The 12,245-nt window shown below is 60.2% G+C and carries 10 protein-coding genes; 1 reads left to right on the top strand and 9 read right to left on the bottom strand.

Annotated elements, in window-relative coordinates:
* Positions 1-19: 19 nt before the first annotated feature.
* The 9 genes from queG to RBB29_RS10460 form a co-directional block, all read right to left on the bottom strand.
* Positions 20-1,069 carry a tRNA epoxyqueuosine(34) reductase QueG gene (gene queG, locus RBB29_RS10500; protein WP_306114302.1) on the bottom strand — a complete coding sequence of 350 codons (1,050 nt, stop codon included), beginning with the start codon at positions 1,067-1,069 and terminating at the stop codon, positions 20-22.
* A gap of 42 nt (positions 1,070-1,111) precedes the next feature.
* Complete coding sequence (locus RBB29_RS10495; protein ID WP_306114303.1) at positions 1,112-1,777, bottom strand: glutathione S-transferase family protein; 666 nt, start codon at positions 1,775-1,777, stop codon at positions 1,112-1,114.
* Positions 1,778-1,833: 56 nt separating this feature from the next.
* Complete coding sequence (gene mtgA, locus RBB29_RS10490; RefSeq protein WP_306114304.1) at positions 1,834-2,556, bottom strand: monofunctional biosynthetic peptidoglycan transglycosylase; 723 nt, start codon at positions 2,554-2,556, stop codon at positions 1,834-1,836.
* Positions 2,557-2,613: 57 nt separating this feature from the next.
* The gene (locus RBB29_RS10485) at positions 2,614-3,525 is read right to left on the bottom strand and encodes a Hint domain-containing protein (protein WP_306114305.1); all 912 of its coding nucleotides are present in this window, start codon (positions 3,523-3,525) and stop codon (positions 2,614-2,616) included.
* A gap of 120 nt (positions 3,526-3,645) precedes the next feature.
* Positions 3,646-8,178, bottom strand: a complete 4,533-nt coding sequence (gltB, locus tag RBB29_RS10480; RefSeq protein WP_306114306.1) for a glutamate synthase large subunit — start codon at positions 8,176-8,178, stop codon at positions 3,646-3,648.
* Between the two features lie 4 nt (positions 8,179-8,182).
* A complete protein-coding gene (locus RBB29_RS10475; RefSeq protein WP_306114307.1) occupies positions 8,183-8,746 on the bottom strand; it encodes a hypothetical protein in 564 nt (187 codons plus the stop codon).
* Complete coding sequence (locus RBB29_RS10470; RefSeq protein WP_306114308.1) at positions 8,743-9,210, bottom strand: GFA family protein; 468 nt, start codon at positions 9,208-9,210, stop codon at positions 8,743-8,745. The genes RBB29_RS10475 and RBB29_RS10470 overlap by 4 nt, the downstream gene beginning before the upstream one ends.
* Position 9,211: 1 nt before the next feature.
* On the bottom strand, positions 9,212-9,631 hold the full coding sequence (locus RBB29_RS10465) for a GFA family protein (RefSeq protein ID WP_306114309.1): 420 nt from the start codon (positions 9,629-9,631) through the stop codon (positions 9,212-9,214).
* A 151-nt stretch (positions 9,632-9,782) separates the two neighbouring features.
* Positions 9,783-11,216: an NAD(P)-dependent oxidoreductase gene (locus tag RBB29_RS10460; protein WP_306114310.1), complete on the bottom strand. Its 1,434-nt coding sequence runs from the start codon at positions 11,214-11,216 to the stop codon at positions 9,783-9,785.
* A 221-nt stretch (positions 11,217-11,437) separates the two neighbouring features.
* On the opposite strand from RBB29_RS10460, the gene RBB29_RS10455 reads away from it, so the two are divergent.
* Positions 11,438-12,241 carry an undecaprenyl-diphosphate phosphatase gene (locus RBB29_RS10455; protein WP_306114311.1) on the top strand — a complete coding sequence of 268 codons (804 nt, stop codon included), beginning with the start codon at positions 11,438-11,440 and terminating at the stop codon, positions 12,239-12,241.
* Positions 12,242-12,245 lie beyond the last annotated feature (4 nt).

Here is a 12,245-nt window from a genome sequence, read left to right as displayed (position 1 = left end):
GTTTAGCGGGTTTCTCGCGCTAATCCATCCCCTTTGCGGCAGTTTTCAGTCGCATGACCGACCATCGGGCCGCATCCGCGACCGTGGGATCCGGATCGTCGCATAACGCCTGCGCACGGGACAAAAGGCGCGGGTCCCCGGAATTGCCGATCGCATAGAGCACATTGCGCACAAACCGGTCCCGCCCGATCCGTTTGATCGGACTGCCGGAGAAGAAACTGCGAAAACCGGCATCGTCCAATGCGGCCAGATCCGACAGCTTCGGCGCCCGCAGATCGTCACGCGCATGGTACTTCACCTCGCGCGCGGCGACCGCGAACTTGTTCCATGGACAGACCGCCAGGCAATCATCGCAGCCGTAAATCCGATTGCCCATCATCGCGCGCAGGTCTTCGTCTACCGGGCCGTGATGTTCAATCGTCAGATAGGAGATGCAGCGTCTTGCATCCAGTTGATACGGGGCTGGAAAAGCGTCCGTCGGACAGATATCAAGACAGGCACGGCAATTACCACAATGGTCATTTTCAGGTGAATCAGTCTCGATTTCGAGCGTCGTGAAGACCGATCCGATGAAGAACCAACTGCCCAGCTCGCGGCTCACCAGATTGGTGTGCTTCCCCTGCCAGCCGAGCCCCGCCCCCTGCCCCAAGGGCTTTTCCGGCACCGGCGCCGTATCGACAAACACCTTCACCTCGCCCCCCGCCTCCGCGATGAGCCAACGGGCCAAGCGTTTGAGCCGTTTCTTGACCGTGTCGTGGTAATCCCGATTGCGGGCATAGACCGAAATCGTGCCGACATCGCCGCGGGACAAGTTTTCCATCGGATCGCTATCCGGCGTGTAGCTTTCCCCGAGCACGACCACCGATCGCGCGTCGGGCCAAAGAACCTGCGGCGCGCCACGCCAATGGGCTCGCTCCGCCAGCCACGCCATTTGACCATGCCGCCCTTTTTCGAGGAATTCAGCCAAGCGATCCGGCACCTGCGGGACATCCCAGGGCCGACAGATCCGGCAGCTATCGAAACCCTCCGCAAGGGCCTGCGCAACCAGTCTTTCTTTCAGGCCGTCCATATCTTACCGTTCCCCAAGAACTCCAAGGGGCAGCGCACCACCTTAGAAATCAAGATCGGCATAATGCGCCGGTGGCGGAAATCCCGACACCTGATCGGCCAAAATGTTCCGGAACGCCGGGCGGGACTTGATCTTGGCATACCAATCCTTGACCACCTCGCTGCGGTGCCAATCCACGTCGCTGATGTAGTCCAACGCGCTGAAATGAGCGGCGGCGGCAAAATCGGCCAATGTCATCGTGTCGCCCGCCAACCAGCGACGGTGGTCGAGCAGCCAGGCCATGTAATCGAGGTGATACTTGATCGCCTTCGCGCCCTGCTTGATGTTGCTGCTGTCGGGGTATCCTTGCCCCATGACCTTCTTGTTGATCCGCTCATAGACCAGTTTCGACGTGACCTCGTGGTGGAACTTGTCATCGAACCACGCCACCAGCCGTCGCACCTCATAGCGCGCATCGGCACTGCGCGGCAGCAAGGCCGGTTCGGGGTATTTCTCTTCGAGATATTCACAGATCGGTGTGCTTTCGGACATGGTCTTGCCGTCGATCCGAAGCACCGGCACCTTGCCCGCCGGATTGCGGCGCAGGAAGTCGGGATCCTGCTCCCAATAGCGTTCCTCGACCAACTCGCATTCGATCTTCTTTTCGGCCAGGCACAGGCGGACCTTGCGGCAAAAAGGCGATAGCGGGACGTGAAACAGCTTGGCCATTAAATCTCAAACCTTGTGGCGGGGTCCGTCCTCAATGCCCGGAACGGCCGCATATTTCAATCCTCGAAACAGGCGGAACGCCCATCGCGGCGGATGGTGGCCGCCCCATCCAGGATGCGGGCAGACCTTTTGCGCTGCTCCGCGGTCGGCTTGCTGGCGGAGCGTCCTTTGGGGTCTGGCAGGACCATTGCCAGCCGGGCCGCCTGCACCGCGCTCAACCGGTCCGGCGTGACACCGAAATAGTGGTTCGATGCTGCCTCAACCCCGAAAACACCTTCGTCGAATTCCGCGATGTTCAGGTAAACCTCGATGATCCGCCGCTTGGACCAGAAAAGCTCGACCACCGGCGTGATCACCGCTTCCAGCGCCTTGCGGGGCCAGCTCCGCCCGTGCCAGAGATAGACATTCTTGACCGTTTGCTGACTCAGCGTCGATGCGCCGCGCCCGTACCCCTCTTCGATGGCCGTGCGGATGGCGGTCATATCAAACCCCCAATGGCCGCAGAAGTTGGCATCCTCTGCCGCGACAAGGGATCGCGCCATCACCGGCGCCACGTCATCCAGAGGCACCCAAATGTGGTCGATCCGGCCCAGTCGCCTCTCTTCCTGACCCATGAAGAAAGTATCGGGCGGGTCGACACGGCCATGCACAGCGACGACGAGAACAACCACCGCCACGCAGATCGCGGCAAACCGCCAGATCCAGCGACGCATCCAGGCCAAAGGCCGGAAACCTTGCCGCGTTTTCGAAGATTTACGTTTGGTTTTTCGCTTCGCCATCCCGGCCACCTATAGCGCGGGCATCACGATGGCAAAAGCGGGATTTGGGACAATGCGTCAGTTGAGCAACGCCGCCTCGAACTGCTTGGCAACCGGGCGCGCCGTGACCCACCCTTCGGAGGCTTTCTTACCGAGCTCGGGGAACAGGCGGTCAATCTCGGCCCGGGTATCCTTGTCGGCCTGATTGGCGGCGTGGCCGGGGAAGTAACTCTCCGACGGGATACCTGCGGCCCAGACGATCTGATGGCGGTCGAAAAGCAGGTGGAAATACTCGACTTCCTCCCCCTGCGCGACAAAGATCGTGTCGCCATTGCACAGGTGTTTGGCCGCAACCAAAACCTGTTCAACGCCAAAATACATCTCGGCGCGCCAATCGCTGATGAGCATCCGGTGCTGCTGCGACACCAGCAAATCCTTGTCATTGCCCAAAGCGCCCTTGCGGATCTGCACCGGCGCATTGCGGCCGGTTGCCGGGAAAGTGTTGCGACTGACCAGCAACAAGGGCTGCGGCCCGTGGTCGAGGGTCAGCACAAGATCACCCGGTTTGAGATCTTCAATGAGTTTGTCGCCATCCGGCGTCGCGATCAGCGTACCGCGGGTAAAGCAGGGCGGCCCGAAACTGCCAACCGGGATCTGCGTGCTGCTGTTGACGAAAGTCGAGCTGACGAACGTGGCATCCTGGAGAACCGAGCCATCGGTTGGCGTGAACACTGCCGGTCCGCCAGAGACGTAGAAGGTCACCCCGGTAATGGTCACATTCCCCTGTCCGGGAACATTGACCGTGATCGTATCATTGACCCAAACACTGGTGATGGTCAGCCCGTTGAACGTATCGCCGTTGCTGGTGTCGATAATGCCGTCATCGTTTTGGTCAATGAAATCAAAATTCTGGACGGTCAGGGCGGTGCCGGCCGCGGGCGCATTGCCCGGGTCCATGACGAAAAACTGATCGTTGTAGGTCGTTGGCATCACACACCCCGCACTGTCTCAAGCAATTGCCTACCGCAAAAAGCTGACCAAAACCTGCCCAAACTAGGGCAGATTCTGGATTTCTATCGGCATTTTCCCGAAAATTGGCGGGGAATTTTTCTATTCCGCGGGCACCGCCTGCTCTTCGACACCCAGAGGCGCGGGCAATTTGTCCAACATCTCGATCGGGCAAACCTGCAGGAAGTTCATCTTTTCCGCGTCCCAGTATTGCAGGATTTTCTGCGCCTTGAGGCTGCCTGTTTCGGCGGCATGGCGTTCGATCAACTCTTCAAGTTGCGACAGCCAGTGCCCCTCGGTCACCGCGCAAGTCACCAAAGTCTCCTTGTTGATAAGGTTCTCCGCGCGGCCCTCGGGATCATAGAGATAGGCCATGCCACCGGTCATCCCGGCGCCGAAATTGGCCCCGATGGACCCGAGTATCACCGCGACACCGCCGGTCATGTATTCACATCCGTTGCTGCCGCAGCCTTCGATGACGACCTTTGCGCCACTATTGCGGACACCAAAGCGTTCACCGGCGCGGCCCGACGCAAAGAGATACCCATCGGTCGCCCCGTAGAGGACCGTGTTGCCGATAATCGTGTTTTCGGCGGCATCCAGCGGGCTTGCCATGGACGGACGGACGACGATCGTGCCACCGCTCAGGCCCTTGCCAACGTAATCGTTGGCATCCCCCGCCACCTCCAGCTTCAGGCCGGGCGCGGCAAACGCGCCCAGCGACTGCCCGGCGCTGCCCGATAGTTTCACGGTCAGGTGGTTGGGTTGCAGCGTGTTATTCATCCCGAAATTCCGCACGATATGCGACGATAGCCGCGTCCCCACGGTCCGGTCGGTGTTCTGCACCGCATAGCTAAGCTGCATCTTCTCGCCTTCTTCAAGGAACCGCTGCGCATCGCGCACGATCTCTGCGTCGAGCGTTTCGGGCACCTCGTTACGGCCCCGGTCCCGGTCATAGACGATATCTGCCGCGCCATCGACGGTGATGAGCATCGGATTGAGGTCGAGATCATCCAGATGCGCCGACCCGCGGCTAACCTGCGTCAGCAGATCGGCGCGCCCGATCACATCATCGAGCGACCGCGCGCCGATACTGGCCAGCACCTCGCGCACTTCCTGGGCGTAGAAGGTGATGAGGTTCACCACCTTATCCGCATTGCCGGTGAACTTGGCGCGCAACGCTTCGTCCTGGGTACAGACACCCACGGGGCAGGTATTCGACTGGCACTGACGCACCATGATGCACCCCATGGCAATCAGCGCCGCAGTGCCGATCCCGTACTCTTCGGCCCCCATCATCGCCGCCATGACGATATCGCGGCCCGTGCGGAGCCCCCCATCGGTCCGGAGCGTGATCCGATCCCGCAGGTTGTTCATGCTCAACACCTGATGCGCCTCGGTCAGGCCCATTTCCCACGGCAACCCGGCATATTTGATGCTGGTCGCGGGGCTGGCGCCGGTGCCGCCGTTATGGCCGGAAATCAGGATCACATCCGCCTTGGCCTTGGCTACCCCGGCGGCAATCGTACCGACACCCGATTGCGCCACCAGCTTGACGGTGACCTTGGCGCGCGGGTTGATCTGCTTGAGATCGTAGATCAACTGCGCCAGATCTTCGATCGAGTAGATATCGTGATGCGGCGGCGGTGAAATTAGCGTCACACCCTTCGTCGAATGCCGCAGACGCGCGATCAGGTCCGTGACCTTCATGCCGGGCAATTGCCCGCCCTCACCGGGCTTGGCCCCCTGCGCCACTTTGATCTCCAGCTCTTCACACTGGTTCAGGTATTCCGCTGTCACGCCAAAGCGCCCGCTGGCCACCTGCTTGATCTTGGCGGACGGGTTGTCGCCGTTAGGTTCCGGCACGAAATGCGCCGGGTCTTCACCACCCTCGCCACTGTCGCTGCGTGCGCCGATCCGGTTCATCGCTACGTTCAGGGTCTTATGCGCCTCTGGGCTCAGCGCGCCCAGTGACATCCCCGGCGTGACAAAGCGTTTGCGGATCGCGGTCACGCTTTCCACCTCATCGACATTAATTGCCTCGCCCATCGGCTTGATCGCCATCAGGTCGCGAATGTGGATAGGCGGCGTCGCTTGCATCGCCGCGGAATAGCGTTTCCAAAGCTCATAGCTCGAATTGTTGCACGCCATCTGCATCATATGCATGGTCTGCGCGCCCCAGGCGTGGGTCTCGCCGGATTTCCGCGCCTTGTAGAACCCACCGATGGGCAATACATCCTGTCCACGGCCAAAGGCCTGTTCATGCACCTCTTCGAGCTTAGTTTGGATACCGCTAGTCCCGATGCCCGAAATCCGGCTGGTCAAACCCGGGAAGTATTCGGCACACATCGCCCGGCTGAGGCCGACAGCCTCGAAATTCAGACCACCTCGATAGGAGGAAATCACCGAAATCCCCATCTTCGACATGATCTTCAAGAGGCCCTGGTCAATCGCGTTGCGATAGCGTGCCACCGCCTCGGTCAGGTTTCCGTCGAGCAGGCCGCGTTCGATCCGGTCGGCCAGGCTATCCTCGGCCAGATAGGCGTTGACCACGGTCGCCCCCGCGCCGATCAGCACGGCAAAGTAATGCGGGTCGATACATTCCGCAGACCGCACGTTGAGCGAACAGAAGGTCCGCAACCCTTTGCGCGTGAGATGGCTGTGCACCGCACTGGTCGCCAGGATCATCGGCATGCCGATCCGGGTATCGCTTACGGCCCGGTCGGTCAGCACCAGGTGACCGGCACCGGAGCGTACGGCATCCTCAGCTTCGGCCCGAATGCGAGCCAAACCCGCCTGCAAAGCGCCTTTTCCGGTCTCGAAGGTACAATCAATCTCGGCCACATCAGCGTTGAAAAGTGTCATCAACGCATCCCATTGGGCGTTGCCCACGAACGGGCTGTCGAGCACCAGAATTTCGGTCTGCGAGCTGCTTTCATCCAGCACGTTTTTCAGGTTCCCGAACCGCGTCTTGAGGCTCATCACCCGCGCCTCACGCAAGGAGTCGATCGGCGGGTTGGTCACCTGGCTGAAGTTCTGCCGGAAATAATGGCTGAGCGGGCGATACCCCTTGGAGAGAACCGCCGACGGCGTATCGTCGCCCATGCTGGCAATCGCCTCTTTGCCGTCCTCGCCCATGGGCGCAAGAATCTGCTCCAGCTCTTCAATCGTGTAACCCGCCGCGATCTGACGGCGGCGCAGTTCTGCACCGGTGTGGATCGGCGCCTCGGTCACCCCGGCCAGATCCTCGTCCAATTCGTTGATCTTGCCGACCCATTCGCCAAAGGGCAGCGCGCGGGCGAGCTTGTCCTTGATCTCGGTATCACGGAACAGCTTGCCCTTCTTCATGTCCACGGCCAGCATCTGGCCCGGGCCAAGCGCGCCCTTGGCCTTCACCGTCGCCTCGTCAATTGGCACCATCCCCGCCTCGGACCCCGCAATCACCAGGCCGTCACCGGTCACCACGTAACGCATCGGACGCAACCCGTTCCGGTCCAGCCCGGCGCAGACCCAGCGCCCATCGGTCATGGCAAGTGCCGCGGGGCCGTCCCAGGGCTCCATCACCGAGTTGCAGTAGGAATACATATCACGCCAAGCCTGCGGCAACTCCTCGGCCTGCTTTGACCACGACTCCGGCACCAGCATGGTTTTCGCCATCGGCGCGGACCGCCCCGCGCGCACCAAAACCTCGAAAACAGAGTCTAATGCAGCGGAATCCGACGATCCGCCTGCAACGATGGGCTTGATGTCCTCGGCCATGTCACCGAACGCGCCGCTTGCCATCCGGATCTCGTGGCTCTTGAGCCAGTTGAGGTTGCCCTTGAGCGTGTTGATCTCGCCATTATGCGCCAGCATGCGAAAAGGCTGCGCCAGCCACCATTGCGGGAACGTATTGGTCGAGTACCGCTGGTGATAGATGGCAAAGGCGGATTTGAACCGCTCGTCCATCAGGTCGGGGTAGAAAACCGCCACCTGTTCGGCCAGCATCATGCCCTTGTAAATAATCGACCGACAACTCAGCGACGCGATATAGAGGCCGTTCACACCCGCCGCCATCGCCGCTTTCTCGATCCGGCGGCGGATCACGTACAGCTCACGCTCGAACTGTTCTTCATCCACGCCTTTGGAGTTCGAAATCAGGATCTGTTCGATCTCGGGCCGGGTCGCGTTGGCCTTTTCGCCGAGGCAGGTCACGTCGACCGGCACATGCCGCCAGCCATAGATGTAATAGCCCATCCGCAATACTTCGGTTTCGACGATCGTGCGGCAGGTTTCCTGCGCGCCGAAATCCGTGCGTGGCAGGAATACCTGGCCCACGGCCACCAATTGATCCTGATGCGGCTCATGACCGGTGCGGCGGATCTGGTCATAGAAAAACGGCACAGGGATCTGCACATGAATGCCCGCGCCATCACCGGTCTTGCCATCAGCATCCACCGCGCCCCGGTGCCAGATCGCCTTGAGCGCATCAATGCCCGCATCCACCACCTGACGGCTCGGCTTGCCATTGACCGCAACCACCAGGCCCACACCACAGGACGAATGCTCTTCCTCTTCGGAATACATCCCGTTTTCGGCCAGCCATTTGCGCTTGGCTTCTTCTTTCTCAGCCCAGTTTGCATCGAACTTGGTCACGAGTTTACTCCTTGTCCGGCTCAGCCGCGAAGGTCTGAGTGATGGTTATTTCCGGTCGGTTCACAGCATGCAAAAACCGGTTGCCAAAATTAGCGAAGTGGATTGGTGATGGACCCGGTGCGGATCGAAAGAACGGTAGATGAAAATCAAAAACACGCATGTCTTTAAATTCCCCCGTGTCCAAAGCCACGCCTTCAGGTCCAACCAAGCGCCAACCGCCTGTCACACGTTTATCGTGCCAAAGGCTGTAACAGGCTTGGAATTCAGCTGTGAAACGACCGATAACGGTCTGATCCGCTTCTACGTAGTTCCAAAGTGATCCCGTGTGTTCTCCTGTGAGGACTCGTTTGACCTTGCCCCCGGTTCGTTCACGCACAATTTTCAATGGCTCTTGAGGGCCCCTAATGATGTCAGGCCCATCCATTTCAACAATCACAGGCACACCGGCATCCGTCGGACACCAATCGGTCGGAGCACCAAGATAAGTGGCGCTTAGAAAAACCTGATTGACGTCCTGCGCCGTTGCCGAATCGGCCACAAGCAAAGATGCAAGAAGTAGCGTCTTCACCGCCCCCCTCCCTCCGTGGGAAAGGCAAAAGCGGCTTCCGCTTCGGCCTGTGTTTTCTTGTCCGTCTGTCCGGCAAAGGCATAGCCTGCCGGTTTCTGGTCTATGTAAATCTCGGTTTTTAGGTCCAGGTCGCCCAGATCGTCGATGGCGCCGGCGCAGAGGCCAAAGAGCGGCTCTGCGTCCCAATCCTTGGCCCGCGTCCGCCAGAAAAGGCCCGATCCGCAGATCCGGCAAAAGCTCCGTTCGGCCCATTCGGACGAGGCGTAGATCTCGATGTTCTCTTCGCCTTGCCAATCAATCTTGTCCGGATCGACATCCACGCCCAGCTCAATCCCGCCGCTGAACTTCCGGCACATGCCGCAATGGCAGACGTCGATCTGCTTGGGCTTCTGGTGCAGCGTGTACCGCACCGCGCCGCAGAGGCATCCGCCGGTCATCGCTTGGGGGGGCTGGGCTCCGCTCATCTCAGGATCCCTTACTCAGAAACGCCTGCAACTGGGCCTGCATCTCGGCCGCATCGTGTTGCTTCGCCTCGGGCCATTCCGGAAGCCACGCCGGGCGATGATCCACAAAGATCTCTTCGCCGACGCGCAGGCCCGATTGGTCGTCCATCAGGCCCACGGGCAGGAAGGTAATGCTCCGCCCCTGCATCCGCCAATAGAGCGTCGTGCCACAGGTACCACAAAACGCCCGCTCACCATGCGCACTGGCGTGATAGGCGCGGATATGGTCTTCGCCCTCTACCGCCACTTCCTTGGCCCGCACGGCCAATAGCGGGCCGCCACCGGTCCAACGCTGGCACTGACCGCAATGGCAGGCTTGGATCGTGTCATTGGGTAGCACCGCGGAAAAGCGTACCGCGCCGCAAAGACACTGACCTGTCATTTTTCTTGGCTCTGCCATCTTGTTCGTTTCTTCATCCTCTGGATCAGCGATGCCGACCTAATTTCCTGCTTAGCGCCGCCTTGTGCCTTGCGCGCTTCTTCGGGAGCGTTTCGCAGGTTTAGGCGTCGACTTACCTACCAGCCATAAGGCCTCATTCCGCCGCGACTGCCGATTGTGTGTGCAGATACTCCAACACCGCATCCGCCGTGTCGCGCCCGTCGCGGATGGCCCAGACCACGAGCGACGCGCCGCGCACGATGTCACCGACGGCAAAGACGCCGTCCATCGCAGTCCGTCCCGTCGTAAACTCCGCTCGGATAGTCCCCCAGCCGGTCACTTCAAGGTCGTCCTGGCCCCACAGAGCCGGCAGGTCCTCGGGCTCGAACCCAAGCGCCTTGATCACAAGGTCCGCGGGCTCTTCGGCGACAGCGCCTTCGATTTCTTCGGGGCTTTGTCGCCCGCTGGCATCGGGTTGCCCCAGACGCATTTGTTGCACCATAACGCCACTCACCGGATCGCCGACAAACCCTTTCGGTGCACTAAGCCACTGGAAGATAACACCTTCCTCCTCGGCATTATTCACTTCCCGCTGACTGCCTGGCATGTTCTCGCGATCCCGGCGATACAGGCATTTCACCGATGTTGCGCCCTGCCGGACGGCGGTGCGGACGCAATCCATCGCCGTGTCACCCCCGCCGATCACCACGACGCGCTTACCCTCGGCATTGAGCGCGCCGCTGTCGAATTCCGACACCGCATCGCCAAAGCTCATCCGGTTACTGGCGGTCAGGTAATCGATCGCCCGCACGATGCCGGAGGCGCCCGAACCGGGGCCCTGCAATTCACGGGACTTGTAAACGCCTGTGGCGATGATCACGGCGTCATGTTTGCCCCGCAGATCGTCGAACGAGATATCCTCGCCAACATTGCAGTTCATGACGAATTCGACGCCGCCCTGCTCCAATTGTTCGATCCGGCGCATCACCACGTCTTTTTCAAGTTTGAAGCCCGGGATGCCATAGGTCAGCAACCCGCCCGCGCGGTCATAGCGGTCATAGACGACCACCTGCACACCCGCCCGGCGCAGCACGTCTGCGGCGGCCAACCCACCGGGGCCTGCGCCGATGATACCAACGGATTCGGGACGTTCCTGCACCGGAGCAGCGGCGGTGACCCAGCCTTTCTCCCACGCGGTATCGGTGATGTATTTCTCGACCGACCCGATGGTGACCGTGCCGTGTCCGGATTGTTCAATCACGCAATTGCCCTCGCAAAGCCGGTCCTGCGGACAGATCCGGCCACAGATCTCGGGGAAGGTATTGGTGGCCTGGCTCAGCTCATAGGCTTCCTTCAACCGACCCTCGGCAGTCATCCTGAGCCAGTCGGGAATGTTGTTGTGCAGCGGACAATGCGATTGGCAATAGGGCACGCCACACTGGCTGCACCGGCTGGCCTGCTCCGCCGCCTTGACGGTGGCATATTCGGCATAGATCTCGTGAAAATCCTTGTTGCGCTCATCCGCTGCCCGCTTTTCGGGCATGTCGCGATCGACGGTTACGAATTTCAGCATGGGTTGCTTCGCCACGGCACAGTCTCCAGAATCTCTCGGGTGCTGGAGATGTCTACGGCAAGCGGATGGGGAAATAAAGTCATAATTAGTGACCTATTAGGAATTAATTTTTACGGATTGGCGCCTTGTGGCAGCTTTTCGCACAGAATTTAAATCCGTTTCGGACCTAAATACGATCTTTCCTTTGATCCCCTGTTGTTTATAGCTGGCCCCGAGGGAATAGCAGGACCCACAGTATGTCATTGTTCCATCTGTTCATGGTCGCCGTTGTGCAGGGCCTGACCGAGTTTTTGCCGGTCTCGTCATCGGGCCACCTGATACTTCTGCCGCACCTGACCGGTCACGAAGACCAGGGGCTGGCCATAGATGTGGCGGTGCATGTGGGCACGCTTTTCGCGGTCATCCTCTATTTCTGGACTGACGTCCGCCTGGCGCTCAGCGGCCTGCCGCGGCTCGCCACGGGGCGCGCGGACACGCCCGGTGCGCGGCTGGCGATGCTGTTGCTGATCGCATCGGTGCCGGTGATCGCCTTTGGCCTGATCCTCAAACTGACTGGACTTTACGAGGAGCTCAGGTCACTCAAGATCATCGGCTGGGCAATGCTGGTCTTCGGCATCCTGCTCTATTGGTCGGATCAGAACGGCGAGACCAATAAGGACGCGGAAAACTGGACGATTTCGGACGCGATGACCATGGGTGTCTGGCAGGCGATTGCCCTGATCCCCGGCACGTCACGGTCCGGCATCACGATCACTGGCGCACGTTTCCTGGGCTATAACCGCCATGACGCGGCCAAACTGGCGATGCTCATGTCGATCCCGACGATTATCGCCAGCGGGATTTTCCTGGGCGGTCGTGTCGCGCTCGATGCGGATATGGGCCTGCTGCGCGATTGCGCGATTGCCGCATTGCTGGCCTTTGTTGCCGCGCTCTTCGCGCTGGTCCTGATGATGCGTCTACTCAAAAGCGTCAGCTACACGCCATACGTTCTCTACCGGATCGCCCTTGGCGGCATCCTGCTCTTTATCGCCTATACCTGACGCC

Origin of the sequence: Roseovarius sp. MMSF_3359 (assembly GCF_030733385.1) — a bacterium.
Lineage (GTDB): Bacteria > Pseudomonadota > Alphaproteobacteria > Rhodobacterales > Rhodobacteraceae > Roseovarius.
This window is presented reverse-complemented; position numbering and strand designations above follow the sequence as displayed.

Coding starts and splice junctions, on each gene's coding strand:
- RBB29_RS10455 (WP_306114311.1), top strand. CDS start 11,438: ATGTCATTGTTCCATCTGTTCATGGTCGCCGTTGTGCAGGGCCTGACC.
- mtgA (WP_306114304.1), bottom strand. CDS start 2,556: ATGGCGAAGCGAAAAACCAAACGTAAATCTTCGAAAACGCGGCAAGGT.
- RBB29_RS10495 (WP_306114303.1), bottom strand. CDS start 1,777: ATGGCCAAGCTGTTTCACGTCCCGCTATCGCCTTTTTGCCGCAAGGTC.
- RBB29_RS10485 (WP_306114305.1), bottom strand. CDS start 3,525: ATGCCAACGACCTACAACGATCAGTTTTTCGTCATGGACCCGGGCAAT.
- queG (WP_306114302.1), bottom strand. CDS start 1,069: ATGGACGGCCTGAAAGAAAGACTGGTTGCGCAGGCCCTTGCGGAGGGT.
- RBB29_RS10465 (WP_306114309.1), bottom strand. CDS start 9,631: ATGACAGGTCAGTGTCTTTGCGGCGCGGTACGCTTTTCCGCGGTGCTA.
- RBB29_RS10470 (WP_306114308.1), bottom strand. CDS start 9,210: ATGAGCGGAGCCCAGCCCCCCCAAGCGATGACCGGCGGATGCCTCTGC.